This is a genomic window from Massilia solisilvae (genome assembly GCF_024753215.1).
Classification (GTDB): domain Bacteria; phylum Pseudomonadota; class Gammaproteobacteria; order Burkholderiales; family Burkholderiaceae_D; genus Telluria; species Telluria solisilvae.
The window spans coordinates 124217-143569 of record NZ_JANUGV010000008.1 but is presented as its reverse complement, the minus strand read 5'-3'; the positions used below and the strand labels follow the sequence as shown (position 1 = coordinate 143569).

The window sequence follows — 19353 nt, the reverse complement described above, 5'->3', positions numbered from 1 at the left end:
TTCTGCTCCGTGAATGGTTATGGTCGGTAGCCGTCGGTCAGCGTGCCCAGGAATTGGACAAGATCGGCGATCTCGGTTTCATCCAATGCGGGGGTCATGCCCGGCTGGCGGTTGTAGGGGGCCTCGCTGGTGTTCACGTTCTTGCGGAACTCCGGCGGCAAATCGTTGAACTTCTGCACCACCCCGTCCGGGCCGGCCGGGTACCAGCGCTCGGGATTGGTGTCGCGCGTCACGTAAAAGCGCACCACGTCGGTCAGGTTCGAGAACGCGCCGTTGTGGAAGAAGCTCTTGCGGGTGGCCACGTTGCGCAGGGTCGGCACCTTGAACGCGCCGCACAGGTCGGTGCGTGTCGTCAGGTCGGTGCGGTCCGGGCCGCACAGGCCCAGGTCGTAGTAGGCGGGGTTGCTGGTGGCCGGGATGCGCGTATTGCGCGGCACGCCCAGGTTGTCGTAGCTGAAGTCGGTGAACAGCGGCGCGCTGCCGTCGGCGCCGCGCGCGCTGGTATGGCAGGCCGCGCAATTGCCCTTGTTCGGGTTGTTGAACAAGGCCAGGCCGCGCAGCTCGGCATCGCTGAGCATCACTTTGCCGGCCAGGAACTGGTCGTATTTCGAATCGAAGGGCGTGAAGCGCGGGTCTTCCTTCTCGAACTGCTGCAGCGCGAACTGGATGCGGCTGAATGCCTGTTCCGCGTTATCGAAGATGGCAGTGCCGAACACGGCGCGGAACTGGTCGGCGTAGGTGGCCTGCTTGAGCTTGGCTACCACGTCGGCCTTGCTGCCGTTGGCCATCTCGTGCGGGGCCAGGAAGGGGCGCTCGGCCTGCTCGGCCAGCCTCTGCGCGCGGCCGTCCCAGGTGAAGCCGCCCACCGGCGTGCCGTCCGCCTCGAAATGGAAGGCGGGCGTGGCCTGCATGTAGCGCAGCGACGGCGCGGCGCGAAAACCCACTACCATGCCGTCCGGCCCGCCGAGCTCCACCGCCAAGCCGCTGGTCGGGCCGTGCCCGTTGGCCGGATTGTGGCAGCTTGCGCACGACTGCCTGCCCGAGGCCGACAGCGACACGTCGCTGAAGATCTTTTCGCCCAGCGCGGCGGCTTGGCTGAGCGAGGACACCGATTCCACCGGCGCCTGCACCGGCGTGGCGCTGCCGCCGCCTCCCCCGCCGCAGGCTGTGAGCGCGACGGCGGTCAGCACCGCAAGCAGGGTCGGGAGGCGTGGCGTGGTAGGCATGTTGTGGGATGAGCGCAAATCTAAATGAGAATGATTCTAATTTGCGATCATGTCGATTGCAACACTTTGTTGCGAAATGGCAGCGATGACGCATGAGATGGCTCATCGTTTGGGCGAAAAATGGGGGAAGGACTGGGAAGAGAAACCTCATCCCGGCGCACGCCGGGATCCATGCTGAGCCGGCTACTTCGGTAGCTCAGCATGGTCCCCGGCTTGCGCCGGGGCGACGGGGCATTCGTGCTGGCAGGACCTCAGTCGTGCAGCTGCGCCTGGTTCGCAACGGCAAACACCGCCGCCTGCACACGGCTGGCCAGCTTGAGCTTGCGCAGCACGTTCTGGACGTGGATCTTGACCGTGCTCTCGGCCAGGTCGAGCGCGCGCGCGATCGCCTTGTTGCTGTCGCCGCGCGCCAGGCACGCCAGGATCTCCTTTTCGCGCGCGGTCAGCTTGTCCAGCTCCGAGGGCGGGCGCGCAGGCGCGGCGCCGGCCGTGATCTGGTCCATCAGCTTGCCGGTCATCGCCTCGGCCACCACCTTCTCGCCGGCGGCCGCGCGGCGGATGGCGCGCACCAGGAAATCGGTCTCGATGTTCTTGACCAGGTAGCCGCTGGCGCCGGCGCGGATCGCCAGCGTCAGGTCGTGTGCCTCTTCCGACACCGTCAGCATCAGCACCTTGCAGCCGGGGCACTCCTGCAACATCAGCTGCAGCGTCTCGACACCGGAGATGCCCGGCATGTTCAGGTCCAGCAGCACCACGTCCGGCCGCAGCTGGCGCACGCGCTTGACTCCCTCCACGCCGTCCGGCGCTTCGCCCACGACGACGAACTCGCCCTGGCGCTGCAGCAGCGAGCGGATCCCGCTGCGAAACAGCGCGTGGTCGTCCACCAGCAGCACGCTGATCGGTTTCACTGTCTCTTCGGTTTGCACGAAATCCCCCTTGTTCAAGCGGCGTGCCGCATTTCCATCGGCAGCCGCAGCGTGACCCTGGTGCCGGCGCCTGGCGCCGACTGGATGTCCAGCGTGGCGTCGATGCGCGCGGCGCGCTCGCGCATGATATGCAGCCCGACCTGGCTGTCCTTGCGCTCCAGGACCGCCGACGCATCGAAACCAGCCCCGTCGTCCTCGATCGAGAGGACGAAATCGTGGCGGTCGTGCAGGCGCACCAGCACATGGCTTGCGCCGGCGTGCTTGCGCACGTTCGACAGCGCCTCCTGCACGATGAACAGGATCTGCAGCTGCTGCTCGCCCGGGAACGGCGCGCCGTCCTCGCCGTCGCTCTGCAATTCGACCACGATGCCGGCCTGCTGGCGGAACTTGTTGATCGTCATTTGCAGCGACGCCAGCAGGTTCCCCTCGTGCAGGCGGCTGCGGAAGTTCAGCAGCAGCTCGCGCACGTCCTGGTAACTTTCCTCCACCCCGGCCCGCAGCGCAGGCACGATGTCGCAGGCTTCGTCCAGCCGCTTGGCCGCGAGCGACTGCTCCATCATCTGCACCTGCAAATTCAGGAAGTTCAGGCCCTGCGCAATGCTGTCGTGCAGGCCACGCGCGACCAGGTTGCGCTCTTCCGAGATCGCCATCTCGCGCTCGCGCACGAAATAGCGTTCATTCTCGATCGCCACGCCCAACTGCGCCCCCATCGATTCGAGCAGCGCACGCTCGCGCTCGTCGAACTGGCGGGCGCATTTGAAGTGCAGGTTGAAAAAGCCCAGGTTCTGCTCGTGCGCGAAGATGTGGAACAACGACACGGTCTGGAACCCCGCGCGCCGGCATTCGAGCGTGGGCCCGGCCGGCGCCTGGCGCAGGTCATGCACCAGCGCCACCTTCTTCACGACCGCTTCGCCGCACAGGCATTCGCCCACTTTCAGGCAGTGCTCGGCCTCGACCAGGCGCGCCGGAATGCCCTTGTGCGCCACCATGTGCAGGTTGCCGCGGTTGGGATCGAGCACGCGCACCGAGCCGCCATCGGCCTTGAAGTACTCCATCAGGCGCGCCAGGAAGCCCTCGCACATCGCATCCACCGGCAGGCGCTGCTGCAGGAAGGCCGCGCTGTCGTACAGCAGCGCCAGTTCGCCGTTCTGCGCTTCCAGCGCGGCGGTCTTGCTGCGCACCAGTCCTTCGAGGTCGCCGTACAACGATTGCAGGCGCGCCGCCATCTGGTTGAAGCCGTGCGCCACCTGGCCGAACTCGTCGTCGCTGTCCACCGCCACGCGCACGCTGAAATCCTCGTCGCCCATGCGCATGATGCCCTGGTGGATGCGCATGACCGGCGCCACGATCAGGCCGAACAGCACGTACACCAGCGTTACCGTGCTGGCCACCGCCATCGCCAGCAGCGCCATCTGCGAGGCGCGCAGCCAGAACATGCGGCGCTCGCTGTCCGTTTCGATGGCGCGCACCAGCGCATCGGCGTCCCTGACGAAACCATCGATGAGCGCCTCGCAGTGCACCAGCGCCTGCATCGACTGGCTGCCCGGCGCCGCCGCGAGCACCGACAACGCGGCCGGCCGCACCGCGTCGTTCCAGTAGGCCGACACACGGGAAAATTGCGCGTGGATGGGTTGTGCCGGCGGCAGCACGAGCGGGCGTTGGGGATCGCCCTTGCGCAGCTGCCAGATGGCCGTGCCCAGGGCATCGAGCTGGCGGCGCGCCTCGTCGGCGGCCTCGGCGCGTTCGCCGCGTGCCGCCCGGGCCAGCTCGAGCGAGAGCCGGTAGCTCGCCATGCGCAGCTTGCCGGTTTCGTTGATGGCCGCGGCGCTGCCCTGCAGCTGCCAGGACAGGTACAGGGTGGTCCCGATCATGACCAGGGCCACGGCCAGAAAGCCGACAAGTACGCCGACGATCTTGGTCGACAGTGAACGCCGTACCGGTACCCGCTCAGTTTCCGACATTGCCGCTTCTTTCATGGGGGCGCTGCGCCCGTTCCCGACAGTATATACCCGCGGTTCATGCCATCAACCTACCATCTAGCCACCCGTTTGCGCCATGAACCGGATCACCTTTTCCGGCCTTTCTTCAAATTCGTGCCGCTGCGGCTTGCGCTCCACCGCGGCGCGGATCGCGGCCTCCAGTTCGCCATCGCTGGCGCCGCCGCGCAACAGCGGGCGCAGCGCAACGCTGTCGTCCTGGCCCAGGCACAGGTAGAGCGTGCCGTCCACGCCCAGCCTGACGCGGTTGCAGGTGGCGCAGAAGTGCTGCGACATCGGCGTGATGAAACCGATGCTGGCGCGCCCATCGGGCGTGGCGAGGTAGCGCGCCGGTCCGCCCCCCAGCTCCACTGCCTGGGGCACCAGTGCGAAGCGCTCGCGCAAGCGCGCCTGCACCAGGGCCAGGCTCAGGAACGACGCGCCGCGCCCGGTGTCACCCACCGGCATCGCCTCGATCAGGCGCAGTACGAAGCCGCGCTCGATGCAGAACGCCGCCATGTCCTCGATCTCGCTCTCGTTCACGCCGCGCATCGCGACCATGTTGATCTTGATCGGCTCGAAGCCCGCTTCCTGCGCCGCCCGCAAGCCGGCCAGCACCAGCGGCAGGCTGTCGCGCCCGGTGATGCTGGCCATGCAGGATCGGTCGAGCGAATCGAGGCTGACGTTGATGCGCCCTACCCCGGCCTGGCGCAGCGCGTGCGCATGGCGCGCGAGCGTGGTGCCGTTGGTGGACAGGGACAGGTCGCGAATGCCAGGCAAGGACGACAGCCGCGCAGCGAGTAGCGGCAGGCCACGGCGCAGCAGCGGCTCGCCACCGGTCAGGCGCACACGCGAGGTGCCCAGCCGCGCAAACGCGGCGACCACGCGCTCGATCTCGTCGAACATGAGCCAGGACTCCAGCTCCTCGAATCCCTTGAAGCCGGCCGGCAGGCAGTAAGTGCAGCGCAAGTCGCAGCGGTCGGTCACCGACAGGCGCAGGTAGTCGATCGAGCGGCCAAAGCGGTCACGTAACATCGCGGTTCTCCTTCCAGCGCTACTGGACCAGCGGCGTGGCCGCACCATCGAGCTCGATGCCCTCGATCGCCGCGCGTCCGGCCAGCAGCCTGAGGTACTGGTGCAGCGCGCGCTGCCAGCTGCTGCCGGACAGGTGGTCGGCGATGCGCTGGCGGACCAGTTCGAACGGTAACGGCGTACCGTCGATCCGCCGCGTGACCTGCACGATGTGCAGGCCGAAGCGCGACTCCACCGGGCGCGGCGCGAACTGGCCTTCGGCAAGGCGGAACAGCACCTGTTCGAATTCGGGTACGCACTGGCCGCGCGTCAGCTGTCCAAGGCTGCCGCCCTGCGCGCCCGACGAGCAGTTGGAATACTTGGCCGCAAGCTCGCCGAAACGTTCCGGGTCGCGGCGCAGTTCTTCGAGCACCGCGCCGGCGGTCTCGCGCAGCAGCGCCAGTGGCGCCTCCGGCGTCACCTGGAACAGGATATGACGCGCCTCCACCAATGGGCTGGGTGCGAAGCGTTCGAGGTTGGCGGTGTAGAACCGCACGCAGCTGTCCAGGTCAGGTTCGGGCACGGCCACTTCGCGCGCAAACAGGGCCTCGATGCGATCGTCCTCGGCCTCGCCATCCACGTCCAGCCGATCCGCCTCCTGCAGCAGCAGAGTGCGCAGGACCACTTCGTGCACACTCTCGGCGAGCGGGTTGGCAGCCTGCTGGTGCCAGGCCAGTTCGGCCTGGATGCGCTCGTCCGTGATGACCACGCCATTGACGCTGATTCCCATGATCGCTCCTTCAGCGCACGCGCACCAGTTGCCAGGCGCGGCGCAGGTAGCCTGCCGCGCCGAAGCCGCTCCACACGTGCACCAGCCGGGTGAACGGGAAGATGAGGAACAGCGACATGCCCATGAACAGGTGCAGCTTGAACACCAGCGGCACGTCGGCGATGAAGCCGGCGGCATCGCCGCGCAAGGTCACCACGTGCTGCGCCCAGGTCATCAGCTGCACCATGACGTGACCATCGGTGTGCGAGGCCGAGACGAAGATCGAGGCCAGGCCGAGCGACAGCGCCACCAGGATCCAGCCGAGCACCAGCTTGTCGCGCGCGGTGGTGATCGCACGCAGCCGCTCGTTGCCAAAGCGGCGCGCGAGCAGGATCAATATGCCGAGCAGGCACAGGCTGCCCATCACGCCCCCGGCGGCCATGGCGAACATCTGCTTGGCCTGATGGCTCACGCCCAGCGCGTCCCACACCGCCACCGGCGTCAGCAGGCCCACGGCGTGGCCGAAGAACAGGCCCAGCACGCCGATGTGGAACAGCGTGCTGCCCAGGCGCAGGCTGCCCCGGTGCAGCAGCTGGCTCGACTCGGAGCGCCAGCTGTACTGCTCGCGATCAAAACGGACCAGGCTGCCGAGCAGGAATACGGCGAGCGCAATGTAGGGATAAATCCCGAATATGAAATGGTGCAGGTAGTCCATGTCCCTTCCTTTGTCAGACTGTCTTGCGTGGGCGCTGCGGGTAGAAATTGATCGGCTGGACGCCGCCTGTCGCACTTCCGAGCAGCGGTTCGGCGCCGTCCGCGCCCGGCCCGAAGGTCTCGAGCGCTTCGTCCATGTCGCGCACCGGCTGCACGTCCAGTTCGGCCGGCGCCACGCTGCTGAGCAGTTCCAGCGCGGCGAACACGCCGGCGTACGGACTGCCCTGCTGCGCCAGCTTGCGGCCGACGTGGGCCAGCACGTGCACCGCCTCGCCCAGCAGGTTCGCGCTCTGTGTTTCGTCCAGCAGCGACAGGAACTCGAGGAACAGCGGCACGTAGTCGGGCAGGTCGTCGCCCTCCATCTTCAGGCCGTGGCGCTGGTACTCCTGCATCAGGTCCACCATCGCCTGGCCGCGGTCGCGCGACTCGCCGTGGATGTGCTCGAACAGGTGCAGCGAATGCGACGGGTTGCGATCGAACGTGCCGACGTATTCTTGCTGCAGCTCGATCAGCTCGCCGGCGCTCAGGTGGACCAGTAGCGGCGTGACCTTGTCGTGCAAGGGCGAGCCGGTATGCAGCGCTGACTCGATCTCCGGCAGCGCCGCAACGAGCGCGGCGTCCGGATACTGCAGCAGGGCTGCCAGCGCGCGGTAGTAGCGCGCGTCGAAGGCGTAGGCGCTCACGCTGATTCCTCCTGCTTCTTCTTGCGCGACTTGGGCATCGAGACGAAGATCGTCGAGCCCTGCTGCTTCTTGCCGAACAGGCTCGCTTCGCTGACGCCGTCCGAGCAGCCGTTGCCGAAGCTGAAGCCGCACGAGCCCTTGTCGTTGAAGCTGTCCTCGACCATCTCCTTGTGACTGCTGGGGATGACGAAGCGGTCCTCGTAGTTGGCAATGGCCATGATGTGGTACATGTCCTCGACCGTCTCGCGCGTCAGGCCGACCTGGGCCAACAGGTCCAGGTCCTCGTGCTTGTCCACGTGCTTGCCGCGCATGTAGGCGCGCATCGCCAGCATGCGGTCGAGCGCGCGCAGCACCGGCACCTTGTCGCCGGCGGTGAGCAGGTTGGCCAGGTACTGCACCGGGATGCGCAGCGAGGCGGTGTCGGGCAGGATGCCATTCTTGCCCAACAGGCCCGATTCGGCCGCCGCCTGGATCGGCGACAGCGGCGGGATGTACCAGACCATCGGCAGCGTGCGGTACTCGGGGTGCAGCGGGAAGGCGATCTTCCAGTCCACCGCCATCTTGTACACCGGCGACTTGCGCGCGGCCTCCAGCCACGATTCCGGAATGCCCTGGCGGCGCGCTTCCTCGATCACCTTGGGGTCGTTCGGATCGAGGAACATCGACAGCTGCGCCTGGTACAGGTCACGCTCGTCCGCCACCGAGGCAGCGGCCTCGATCTGGTCGGCGTCGTACAGCAGCACGCCGAGGTAGCGGATGCGGCCCACGCAGGTCTCCGAGCACACCGTCGGCTGGCCGGCCTCGATGCGCGGGAAGCAGAAGGTGCACTTCTCGGCTTTGCCCGAAGACCAGTTGTAGTAGATCTTCTTGTACGGGCAGCCCGAGATGCACATGCGCCAGCCGCGGCACTTGTCCTGGTCCACCAGCACGATCCCGTCCTCCTCGCGCTTGTACACCGATCCTGACGGGCACGACGCCACGCAGGCCGGGTTCAGGCAGTGCTCGCACAGGCGCGGCAGGTACATCATGAAGGTGTTCTCGAACTTGCCGTACATGTCCTTCTGCATGTTGTCGAACAGCTTGTCGCGGCTGCGCTGGGCGAACTCGCCGCCCAGGTCGTCCTCCCAGTTCGGGCCCCACTCGATCTTGTCCATCTTCTGCCCGGTGATCACCGACACCGGGCGCGCGGTGGGCGGGGTCTCCGACAGCGGCGCGTTCTGCAGGCGCTCGTAGTCGTAGGTGAAGGGCTCGTAGTAATCGTCGATCGACGGCAGGTTGGGGTTGGCGAAGACGTTGGCCAGGATCCGCATGCGGCTGCCCTGGCGCGGCTCGATACGCCCGTTGGCATTGCGCTTCCAGCCGCCCTGCCATTTGTCCTGGTTCTCCCACTCCTTCGGGTAGCCGACGCCAGGTTTGGTCTCGACGTTGTTGAACCATGCGTACTCGACGCCGTCACGGCTGGTCCACACGTTCTTGCAGGTGACCGAACAGGTGTGGCAACCGATGCACTTGTCCAGGTTGAGCACCATGCCGATTTGCGCTCTGATTTTCATGCTTTACTCTCCCGTGGCGGCGCCGGCCAGCGGACGCTCGAGCCAGTCGATCTTGGCCATCTTGCGGACCACGACGAATTCGTCGCGGTTCGAACCGACGGTGCCGTAATAATTGAAACCCCAGGCCAGCTGCGCGTAACCGCCGATCATGTGGGTCGGTTTGGTCACCGCGCGTGTCACCGAGTTGTGGATACCGCCGCGCATCTTCGACGTCTCCGCGCCGGGCACGTTGACGATCTTTTCCTGGGCGTGGTACATCAGGGTCATCCCGGGCGGAACGCGCTGGCTGACCACGGCGCGCGCGGTGAGCGTGCCGTTCACGTTGAACACCTCGATCCAGTCGTTGTCCACAATCCCGGCCGCCTTGGCGTCTGCCTCCGACACCCACACGTGGGGGCCGCCGCGCGAGAGCGTGAGCATGCGCAGGTTGTCCGAGTAGGTCGAGTGGATGCCCCACTTCTGGTGCGGCGTGATCCAGTTGAGCACGATCTCCTGGTTGCCGTTCGGGCGCGCACCCAACATCGGCGCGATGGTGCGCGTGTCGATCGCGCGCTTGTACACGCAAAAGCCCTCGCCGAAGTCGCGCATCCAGCGGTGGTCCTGGTAGAACTGCTGGCGCCCGGTGAGCGTGCGCCAGGGGATCAGCTCGTGTACGTTGGTGTAGCCGGCGTTGTAGCTGACCTCTTCCGATTCCAGCCCCGACCAGGTGGGCGAGGAGATGATCTTGCGCGGCTGCGCCTGCACGTCGCGGAAGCGAATCGTGTCATGCTCGCGCGGCTTGGCCAGGTGGGTGTGGTCGCGCCCGGTGATCTTCGACAGCGCTTCCCATGCCTTGACCGCCACGTGGCCGTTGGTCTCAGGCGCCAGCGCCAGGATCATCTCGGCCGCGTCGATCGCGCTGTCCAGGCGCGGCTGGCCCTTCGACACGCCCTCTTCCTGCACGGTGCGGTTAATCCCGCGCAGCAGCTCGACCTCGTGCCCGGTCTTCCACGATATGCCCTTGCCGCCGTTGCCGACGGTTTCGAGCAGCGGGCCGACCGAGGTGTACTTGCGGTACACGTCGGCGTAGTCGCGCGCGACCACGGTCATCGCCGGCATCGTCTTGCCCGGGATCGGCTCGCATTCACCGGCGCGCCAGTCCTTCGGGTCGAACGGTTGGCCCAGCTCGCCCGGCGTGTCGTGCATCAGCGGCGTGAGCACCAGGTCCTCGCACTTGCCCAGCAGTTCGCCGCCGATCTCGCTGAATTTCTTGGCGATGCCCTTGTAGATCTCCCAGTCCGAGCGCGACTGCCACAGCGGCTGCACGGCTTCGGACAGCGGATGGATGAACGGGTGCATGTCCGACGTGTTCAGGTCGTCCTTCTCGTACCAGGTGGCGGTGGGCAGCACGATGTCGCCGTACAGGCAGGTGGTGGACATGCGGAAGTCAAGCACCACCAGGAGGTCCAGCTTGCCCTCCGCCGCCGGGCGCACCTTCACGTCGCGCGGCTTGATGCAGTCCGATTCGTCGCTGTTGACCGCGTTCTGGGTGCCGAGCAGGTACTTGAGGAAGTATTCGTGGCCCTTGCCCGAGCTGCCCAGGATGTTCGAGCGCCAGACGAACATATTGCGCGGGAAGTTGGCCGGGTTGTCCGGATCGTCGCACGAAAAGTTGAGCTTGGACTGGCGCATCTGCTCGACCGCGAACTGCACCGGGTCCTGGCCGGCGGCACGCGCCCGGCTGGTCACGTCCAGCGGATTGGTTTCCAGCTGCGGCGCCGACGGCAGCCAGCCGAGGCGCTCCGCCTTGGCGTTAAAGTCGATCAGCGCCATGCTGTCCACCTCGCTGCCGGCGGTCGGCGCGGCGATCGCGGAGGCCGGCAGCTTCTCGTGGCGCCACTGGCTGGTGTGCGCATAGAAGAACGAGGTGCCGTTCATCTGGCGCGACGGGCGCTGCCAGTCGAGGGCGAACGCCAGCGGCGTCCAGCCGGTCTGCGGGCGCAGCTTCTCCTGGCCCACGTAGTGCGCCCAGCCGCCGCCGGACTGGCCCACGCAGCCGCACATCATCAGCATGTTGATGATGCCGCGGTAGGTCATGTCCATGTGGTACCAGTGGTTCAGCGCCGCGCCCACGATCACCATGCTCTTGCCATGGGTCTTGTCGGCGTTGTCCGCGAACTGGCGCGCGACCGTGATCACGTCGGCGGCCTTCACGCCGGTGTGCTTCTCCTGCCAGGCGGGCGTGTACGGCACGTCGTCGCCGTAGTCGCGCGCCACGTTGGCGCCGCCGAAGCCGCGGTCCACGCCATAGTTCGCGAGCGTCAGGTCGTACACCGTGGCCACCCTGGCGATGCTGCCGTCGGCCAGCTGCAGGTGCTTGACCGGTACATTGCGCAGCAGGAGCGGGTCATGATCGTCGCCGCCGAAATACGGGAAGCTAACCGCCGCGATCTCGTCGCGGCAGCCCGCCAGCGACAGCAGCGGGTCGATAGCCTTGCCGTTCGCGCTCTTTTGCTCCAGGTTCCACTTGCCGCTCTCGCCCCAGCGAAAACCGATCGAGCCGGTGGGCGCCACGATGTCGCCGCTGGCCTCATCGATCACGAGCGTCTTCCATTCGGGATTATTGGTTTCGTCCAGGTTGCGGGCCAGGTGCGAAGCGCGCAGGAAGTAGTCCGGCACCAGCTTGCCCTCGTGCTCCTTGAGCAGCACCAGCATCGGGAAGTCGGTGTACTGCTTGGCGTACGAGCGGAAGTACTCCGACTTGCCGGTGGCGTGGTACTCGGACAGGATCACGTGGCCCATCGCCATCGCCAGCGCGGCGTCGGTACCCTGCTTGGGCGCGAGCCAGATGTCGCCGAACTTGGCCATCTCGCCAAAGTCGGACGACACCGCCACCGTCTTCGTGCCCTTGTAGCGCACCTCGGTGTAGAAGTGGGCGTCGGGCGTACGCGTCATCGGCACGTTCGAGCCCCACACCATCAGGAAGGTCGAGTTGTACCAGTCGGCCGATTCCGGCACGTCGGTCTGCTCGCCCCACACCTGCGGGCTTGCCGGCGGCAGGTCGCAGTACCAGTCGTAGAAGCTGAGCGCCACGCCGCCGATCAGCGACAGGTAGCGCGTGCCGGCGGCGTAGCTCACCATCGACATGGCCGGAATCGGCGAAAATCCGACCACGCGGTCAGGCCCGTAGCGCTTGACCGTGAACGCGTTGGCGGCGGCGATCATCTCGTTCACCTCGTCCCAGCTGGCGCGCACGAAGCCGCCCTGGCCGCGCACCGACTTGTACTGGCGCGCGCGGTCCGGGTCCTGGCTCACCCACTCCCAGGCCGACACCGGGTCCATCGACATGCGCGCCTGGCGCCACATCTTCATCAGCCGGCCGCGCACCATCGGGTACTTCACGCGCTGTGCGGAATACACGTACCACGAATAGCTGGCGCCACGCGGGCAGCCGCGCGGCTCGTGGTTGGGCAGGTCGGGACGGGTGCGCGGGTAATCGGTCTGCTGGGTCTCCCAGGTGATCAGGCCGTTCTTCACATAGACCTTCCAGCTGCACGAACCGGTGCAGTTCACGCCATGCGTCGAACGCACGATCTTGTCGTGCTGCCAGCGCTGGCGGTAGGCCTTCTCCCAGGTGCGGTCTTCGGCCACGACGGCGCCGTGGCCATCCGCGAAGGTCTCGCGGGAAAAGAACTTCAATCGATCCAAAAAGTGACTCATCTGCTCTCCAGGCTTGCGCCTTGTAGGGGTCAAAACGTCAGTAGGCAGTCTAAGCAGCGGCCTGTCTGATGGGTATTCGCATAACAGGCGAAAGCGCGCTTCTGGAAGTACTAGTCCGTCTAGCGCTAAATGCCTATGCCGCCCGCGGTCCGGCCTGCGCCGCCGGCACCATCGGCAGGAAGCACTGCTGGCGCGCCGAATAGGCCATCAGCGCGCCGCATTCCATGTCGAAGTACCAGCCATGCAGCTTGAGCGAGCCTTGCGCCACGCGGCTCGCGATCCACGGATAGGTCATGAGGTTGTCCAGCGATTGCAGGATGCTGGCCTGCTCGAGCAGGCGGCGCCGCTCATCCAGGCTGCGGTGCTGGTAGCCGCTTTCGATCCTTTGCCGCACCGGCTCGGCGATCTTCATCCAGCGCCCGACAAAATCGGTTTCCGGCGCCAGCTGGCGCGGCGCCATCAGTGCGGCAATGCCGCCGCAGCGCGCGTGCCCGAGCACGATGACGCGCTCGACCTGCAGGTTGCAGACCGCGAACTCGATCGCCGAGCTCACGCCCGGCGGCGCCTGCGGCGTGCATGGCGGGACCAGGTTGGCGATGTTCCGCACCACGAACATGTCGCCCGGCGCGCTGTCGGTGAGCAGCGCCGGGTCCACGCGCGAGTCGCAGCAGCCGATCACCAGCGTGGACGGGTGCTGCCCTTCGCGCAGGGACGCGAACAGTGGGTGGCCGGCCGCGAAATACTGCTTCTGGAAGCGGCCGAATCCTTCGATGAAGCGTTCGATGTCTTCCATGGGCAGCCCGCGTTCCTTTAGCAGGGCATCGGCGCGTTGCGGCGCGCGTAGTGCCACCAGGTGATTCCCACGCAGGTCACGTAGTAGGCGATGAACGCCCACAGCGCAGCGTTCGGGCTGCCGGTCAGCGCAATCGAGGTGCCATAGCTCTTCGGGATGAAGAAGGCGCCATAGGCTGCAACGGCCGAGGTGAAGCCGAGCACCGCGGCGCTCTCCTTGTTGGCGTCCACGATCGCCTGGTCCTGTGCCGCCTTGTCCTTGCCGGCCGCCTCGCGCTGGCGCTCGGTCATGAAGATCACCGGGATCATGCGGAAGGTCGACGCGTTGCCCACGCCCGAGGCGGCGAACAGCAGCATGAACATCCAGAAGAAGCCATGGAAGTTGCCGGCCGCGCCGTGCGCCGGCGCGAACGAGAGCACGCCCATCACCGCGCCGATCATCACCAGGAAGGTCCACAGCGTCACGCGCGCGCCCCCCAGCTTGTCGGAGATGTAGCCGCCGGCCACGCGCGCCAGCGCGCCAACGAGCGGGCCCAGGAACGCGTACTGCAGCGGGTTCACGTCGGGGAATTCGCTCTTGATCAGCAGCGGGAACGCCGCCGAATAGCCGATGAACGAGCCAAAGGTGCCGGTGTAGAGCCAGCACATGAGCCAGTTGTGCTTGCGCTTGAAGATCACGGCCTGCTCGCTGAACGAGGCCTTGGCCGGGGCCAGGTCGTTCATGCCGAACCAGGCGGCCAGGGTGGAGAGGAGGATGAACGGCACCCAGATGAACCCGGCGTTCTGCAGCCACATCTGGCTGGTCTCGCCGTTCTTGACCACGGACTGCGCCTCGCCGCCGATCGCGCCGAACACCGCGCCCGTGATCACCAGCGGCACCACGAACTGCACCACCGATACGCCCAGGTTGCCAAGGCCCGCGTTCATGCCAAGCGCGTAGCCTTTTTGCGCCTTGGGATAGAAGAAGCTGATGTTGGCCATCGACGAGGCGAAGTTGCCGCCGCCGAAGCCGCACAGCAGCGCCAGCACCAGCATGGTCGGGTAGCTGGTGTTCGGATCCTGCACCGCAAGGCCGATGCCGACGGCGGGCAGCAGCAGCGAGGCGGTGGAGATCGTCGTCCATTTGCGCCCACCAAAGATGGGCACCATGAATGAATAGAAGATGCGCAGTGTGGCGCCGGACAGGCCGGGCAGCGCGGCCAGCCAGAACAACTGGTTGGTGCTGAACTTGAAGCCGATCGACGGCAGGTGCACCACCACCGCGCTCCACACCATCCAAACGGCGAAGGCCAGCAACAGGGCCGGGATCGAGATCCACAGGTTGCGGTCCGCTGTGCTCTTGCCGGTGTCGCGCCAGAATGCCGGGAACTCCGGCTCCCAGGTCTGTATCAGGTATTTGCTCATGTCGTACTCCGAGAAGGAATAAAGGAATCAAGCCGCGCGCGGCGCAAGCGGGGCAGCGTTGGCCCGCGCGGGCTTGAAGGAAAAGTGCATGCTGATCAGCGACACGCAGACGGTCCCGTACAGCAGCATGAAAGCGCTGGAGCGCACGCCGGTCAGGTCGACCAGGGCGCCGAACATGATCGGCAGGATGAAGCCGCCAAGGCCGCCCGCCAGCCCCACCACACCCGAGACGGCGCCGATGTTGTCGGTGAATTCGTCGCCGATGAACTTGAAGACGGAGGCTTTACCGATCGCCATGGCCACGCCGACCACGAACAGCAGCGCGGTGAACATCCACGGGGTCAAGGCCAGGTTCAGGTTCAGCGCGCCGTTGACGGTCTTGATGGTCATGCTCGTCTGCGGGTACGACAGCAGGAACAGGCACACCCACATCACCCACATCACGTACCACGTGACCTTGTAGGCGCCGTACTTGTCGGATATCCAGCCGCCGACCGCGCGCACGGCGCCACCGGGCAGCGAAAAGCAGGCGGCAAGCAGCGCGGCGGTGGACATCGTGAAGCCGTATTCGGCCACGTAGTACTTGGTCATCCACAGCGCCAGCCCGACGTAGCCACCGAACACCACCGAGTAGTACTGGCAGTAGCGCAGCACGCGCGGATCCTTGAGCACCTTGAGCTGCTGGCTGAAGCTGGAGCCGCCGGCGCCCACGTGCGACGGATCGGTGTACGAGAACAACCAGAAGATGACGGCGGTGGCCAGCAGCGCGATCGCGAACACGCGCGGCACCGCCTGCCAGCCCCAGGCCGCGATGATGGCCGGGGCGACGAACTTGGTGAGCGCCGAGCCGGAGTTACCGGCGCCGAACACGCCCATCGCCAGACCCTTGCGCTCTTTCGAGAACCAGCGCGCGACGTACGGCGTGCCGACCGAGAACGAGCCACCGGCCAGGCCCACACCGAGACCGAGCAGCAGGAACTGCCAGTATTCGGTGGCGTAGCTGATCAGGGCGACCGGGATCACGGCGGCCAGCATCAGCGCGAACAGGACGATGCGCCCGCCGTAGCGGTCGGTCCAGATCCCGAGCGGGACGCGCACCAGCGAACCGGTGAGAACCGGCGTGGCCGCGAGCAGCCCGAACTGCGTTTCGTTCAGGCCAAGCTGGGTCTTGATGGGGATGCCCAGCACCGCGAACATCATCCAGACTGCAAAGCAGATGGTGAAGGCAAAGGTGCTGCTGATGAGGACAGACAGGGGCTTGCGTTGAATAGACACGTGCTTCTCCAATCCCAATAACGGATGGAGAAAGCTTAGTGAAGCCCGCCTGTGGCGACCATTGGCCGGAGGGCTGCGCGAGGACCTGCAGGCTGCCTAGTCCGATGCGCCGGATGGGCTAGTACGTCGGGTGGGGAACTAGTCAGTTCGTAGCATGCGAAGGTTTATTCGTGGTTCGCAAGCGTCAGGCCCCATCCTCCTCGTCGTTGCTGACGACGACCAGCACCTCCGCTTGCACCGGACCGACACTGCGCATGCGGTGCGGGATCAGCGCATTGAAGTAGACGGAGTCGCCTTCGTCGAGGCGCACGGTCTCGTTGGGAAATTCGAGCTCGATGGCGCCGCGGTGCACGAACAGCAGCTCCTCGCCTTCATGCTCCTTGTAACCCGACGCCGAGAACTCGGCGGACGGCCAGGCCACGAAAGGCAGCATGCGCTTGGGCGCCACTTCGGTGGCAATGCCCTCCACTTTGCGCGCGCTCGATTTCGGGTCGCCAATGCGGGTGCGCTGCGCCGCGCGCGTGATGACGACCGCCTCGCGGTTGCGCTCCTCGGAGAACAGGTCGCCCACCTCGACGCCAAGCGCCTTGGACAGCTTGAGCGCGACCGCGATCGACGGCACGCTCACGCCCCGCTCCACCTTCGACAGGTAACTCTTGGTCAGGCCGGTCTGCTCGGCGAGCACCTCGAGCGACCAGCCCTTCTGCTTGCGCAGCAGTTTCAGCCTGATAGTCATAGCCTGCACCCACGATATGGAAAATCTATTGTACAGTAGGACACCGTGTGTCCTATGATTTACGTCGTTTCCAGCCAGGTGGGCCCGCCAGGTGGGGGAACGCCGTTCATCAAGCAACAGGAGAACCAATTGGCTGATACCTTGAACCTATCCAAACCGGAGCTTGTCTCCATCGCCCAGCAACGCCTTGCCCAGGAAGTCGGCGACAGCGGCTGGAGCGCACGCCAGAAGCTGGCGCTCACCTGCCGCGTCCTGTTCGACGCCGGCCACGATTCCGGGCTGGCCGGGCAGATCACCTGCCGCGCCGAAGGCGGCGACAGTTTCTACACCCAGCAGCTTGGCCTGGGTTTCGACGAGATCACGATGTCGAACCTGATCCACGTGGACCAGGACCTGAAGGTGCTGGCCGGACGCGGCATTCCCAACCCTGCCAACCGCTTCCACACCTGGATCTATCGCCAGCGGCCCGACGTGAACTGCATCATCCACACCCACCCGACCCATGCGGCCGCGCTGTCGATGCTCGAAGAACCGTTGGCCGTCTCGCACATGGACACCTGCCCGCTCTACGACGACTGCGCCTTCCTGCCGGCCTGGCCCGGCGTCCCGGTCGGTAATGAGGAAGGCGAGATCATCGCCCGCGCCCTGGGCGACAAGCGCGCCATCCTGCTGGCCCACCACGGCCAGCTGGTGGTCGGCAAGACCATCGAGGAAGCCTGCATGCTGGCGATCCTGATCGAACGCGCCGCGCGCCTGCAGCTGCTGGCGATGAGCGCCGGCGCCATCAAGCCGCTGCCCGAAGCGCTGGCGCGCGAGGCGCACGACTGGATCTCCACGCCCAAGCGCGACAGCGTCACCTTCGCCTACTACGCGCGGCGCGCCCTGCGCCGCCATGCCGACTGCCTGGCTTGAGCACACACGACAAAGGAACAATCATGACCAAACAATTCAAAGGGATCATCGCCTATCCCGTCACGCCGTTCACCCACAACAATGAGGTGGATGCGCCGGCACTGGAAGCGCTGGTCGAGCGCCTCGTTGCCAGCGGCGTGCATGCCATCGCCCCGCTGGGCAGCACGGGCGAAAGCGCCTACCTGTCGGACCACGAGTGGGACTGCGTGGCCGACACCGCGATTCGCGCGGTGCGCCAGCGCGTGCCCGTCGTGGTGGGCATTTCCGACCTGACCACCGATAACGCCATCCGCCGCGCGCGCTTTGCCGAGAAGGCCGGCGCGGATGCGGTCATGGTGCTGCCGGTCTCGTACTGGAAGCTGAACGAGGCCGAGATCCTCGGCCACTACGCGCGCATCGCCGAAGCGATCTCGATTCCGATCATGTTGTACAACAACCCGGCCACCAGCGGCGTGGACATGTCGCCGGAACTGATCGCCCGCATCTGCCGCACGGTCCCGAACGTCACCATGGTCAAGGAGAGCACGGGGGACGTGCAGCGCATGCACCGGCTGGCGCAGCTGACCGACGACGCCATCCCGTTCTACAACGGCAGCAACCCGCTCGCGCTGGCCGCGCTGGCCGCGGGCGCCACGGGCTGGTGCACCGCCGCCCCGAACCTGAACGCCGAGCTGCCGCTGGCCTTGTACGAGGCGATGCAGGCCAACGACCTGCCACGCGCGCGACAGCTGTTCTATCGCCAGCTGCCGCTGCTGCAGTTCATCGTCAACGGCGGCTTGCCCACCACCGTCAAGGCAGGCCTGAAGCTGCTCGACTTCGACGCCGGCGCACCGCGCGCGCCGCTGCAGCCGCTGGGCGACATGCAGACGGCGGAGCTGGCCACCATCCTGGCCGACCTCCGCGGCTGACCGGACCGCGATGCGCTGGACGGTTTCAAGCCTGCTGGCTGGTCCCGTGGCGCCGCTGGGGGCCGTTGCTGCCAGTGGCATCGCCAAGCACGCGCTTCAAGCGCCCTGCTGGCTTGGCCGCAGCGGTCTGGAAGGTGATGCCCAGGCCGACACCCGGCGCCACGGCGGCCCCGCGAAAGCGCTGCACCACTACGCACTGGAGCATTACACGTGGTGGATCAAGCGCATCGGGATGCGCGCATCGCTGGCGCGGGCCGGCGCCTTCGGGGAAAACCTGTCCACCATCGGGTGCACCGAAGCGGACCTGTGCATCGGCGACGTGCTGGCCCTGGGCCAGGCCATCGTACAGGTATCGCAGTCGCGCCAGCCCTGCTGGAAGCTGAACCTGCGGTTCGCCGAACCTGCGATGGCCGCGCTGGTCCAGCGCAGCGGGCGGACCGGCTGGTACTACCGTGTGCTCGCGCCGGGCTGGGTGGCCCCAGGGGATGCGCTGGTGTTGCTGGAGCGGGCGCATCCAGCCTGGCCACTGTCGCGCATCATCGCTGCGCTCTACGACAGGGATACTCCTTCGCAGGTGCTCGTCGAGCTGCCCGGGCTTGCCGCGCTGCCCTCGAATTGGCGCGACCTTTTCGCGCGCCGCCTGGCGAGCGGTCAGACCGAAGACTGGACCGAGCGCCTGTCCGGCCCCACCGGCAAAATGCGAGGCGCCTTGTGCCCTGCCAGTTCGTCAGCATCGGACGGGCATGCGTATTGACGGGTTGGCTGATCC

At 66.4% G+C, this 19353-nt stretch carries 16 protein-coding genes; 3 read left to right on the top strand and 13 right to left on the bottom strand.

Features of this window, described 5'->3' with window-relative positions; genetic code table 11:
• Positions 1-17 precede the first annotated feature (17 nt).
• The 13 genes from NX773_RS21505 to NX773_RS21445 form a co-directional block, all read right to left on the bottom strand.
• On the bottom strand, positions 18-1226 hold the full coding sequence (locus NX773_RS21505) for a cytochrome-c peroxidase (protein ID WP_258858309.1): 1209 nt from the start codon (positions 1224-1226) through the stop codon (positions 18-20).
• Between the two features lie 251 nt (positions 1227-1477).
• Entirely contained in the window at positions 1478-2134 is a 657-nt protein-coding gene (locus NX773_RS21500; protein ID WP_258858308.1) for a response regulator, read from the bottom strand.
• A gap of 32 nt (positions 2135-2166) precedes the next feature.
• The gene (locus NX773_RS21495; protein ID WP_258858307.1) at positions 2167-4113 is read right to left on the bottom strand and encodes a type IV pili methyl-accepting chemotaxis transducer N-terminal domain-containing protein; all 1947 of its coding nucleotides are present in this window, start codon (positions 4111-4113) and stop codon (positions 2167-2169) included.
• A 75-nt stretch (positions 4114-4188) separates the two neighbouring features.
• Positions 4189-5163, bottom strand: coding sequence for a GTP 3',8-cyclase MoaA (moaA, locus tag NX773_RS21490; RefSeq protein WP_258858306.1), 975 nt, complete (start codon positions 5161-5163; stop codon positions 4189-4191).
• A 19-nt stretch (positions 5164-5182) separates the two neighbouring features.
• On the bottom strand, positions 5183-5929 hold the full coding sequence (locus NX773_RS21485) for a peptidylprolyl isomerase (RefSeq protein ID WP_258858305.1): 747 nt from the start codon (positions 5927-5929) through the stop codon (positions 5183-5185).
• A gap of 10 nt (positions 5930-5939) precedes the next feature.
• Positions 5940-6623: a respiratory nitrate reductase subunit gamma gene (gene narI, locus NX773_RS21480; protein ID WP_258858304.1), complete on the bottom strand. Its 684-nt coding sequence runs from the start codon at positions 6621-6623 to the stop codon at positions 5940-5942.
• A 13-nt stretch (positions 6624-6636) separates the two neighbouring features.
• Complete coding sequence (gene narJ / locus NX773_RS21475) at positions 6637-7305, bottom strand: nitrate reductase molybdenum cofactor assembly chaperone (RefSeq protein WP_258858303.1); 669 nt, start codon at positions 7303-7305, stop codon at positions 6637-6639.
• Positions 7302-8858, bottom strand: a complete 1557-nt coding sequence (gene narH / locus NX773_RS21470; RefSeq protein ID WP_258858302.1) for a nitrate reductase subunit beta — start codon at positions 8856-8858, stop codon at positions 7302-7304. Before narH ends, narJ begins: the two co-directional genes overlap by 4 nt.
• 3 nt (positions 8859-8861) lie before the next feature.
• Complete coding sequence (locus tag NX773_RS21465) at positions 8862-12557, bottom strand: nitrate reductase subunit alpha (protein WP_258858301.1); 3696 nt, start codon at positions 12555-12557, stop codon at positions 8862-8864.
• A 133-nt stretch (positions 12558-12690) separates the two neighbouring features.
• Positions 12691-13350, bottom strand: coding sequence for a carbonic anhydrase (locus NX773_RS21460; RefSeq protein WP_258858300.1), 660 nt, complete (start codon positions 13348-13350; stop codon positions 12691-12693).
• A 17-nt stretch (positions 13351-13367) separates the two neighbouring features.
• Entirely contained in the window at positions 13368-14753 is a 1386-nt protein-coding gene (locus NX773_RS21455) for a NarK family nitrate/nitrite MFS transporter (protein ID WP_258858299.1), read from the bottom strand.
• A 27-nt stretch (positions 14754-14780) separates the two neighbouring features.
• Positions 14781-16028: an MFS transporter gene (locus NX773_RS21450; protein WP_370662275.1), complete on the bottom strand. Its 1248-nt coding sequence runs from the start codon at positions 16026-16028 to the stop codon at positions 14781-14783.
• A gap of 184 nt (positions 16029-16212) precedes the next feature.
• Positions 16213-16764 (bottom strand): helix-turn-helix domain-containing protein, encoded by a 552-nt coding sequence (locus NX773_RS21445; RefSeq protein ID WP_258858298.1) that lies wholly within the window; start codon positions 16762-16764, stop codon positions 16213-16215.
• 129 nt (positions 16765-16893) lie between these two features.
• On the opposite strand from NX773_RS21445, the gene NX773_RS21440 reads away from it, so the two are divergent.
• From NX773_RS21440 to NX773_RS21430, 3 genes are read left to right on the top strand one after another with little or no spacing between them, the layout of a single operon-like run.
• Positions 16894-17676: an aldolase gene (locus NX773_RS21440; RefSeq protein WP_258858297.1), complete on the top strand. Its 783-nt coding sequence runs from the start codon at positions 16894-16896 to the stop codon at positions 17674-17676.
• A gap of 23 nt (positions 17677-17699) precedes the next feature.
• Positions 17700-18584, top strand: coding sequence for a dihydrodipicolinate synthase family protein (locus NX773_RS21435; RefSeq protein WP_258858296.1), 885 nt, complete (start codon positions 17700-17702; stop codon positions 18582-18584).
• Positions 18585-18594: 10 nt separating this feature from the next.
• Complete coding sequence (locus NX773_RS21430; protein ID WP_258858295.1) at positions 18595-19338, top strand: MOSC domain-containing protein; 744 nt, start codon at positions 18595-18597, stop codon at positions 19336-19338.
• Positions 19339-19353 lie beyond the last annotated feature (15 nt).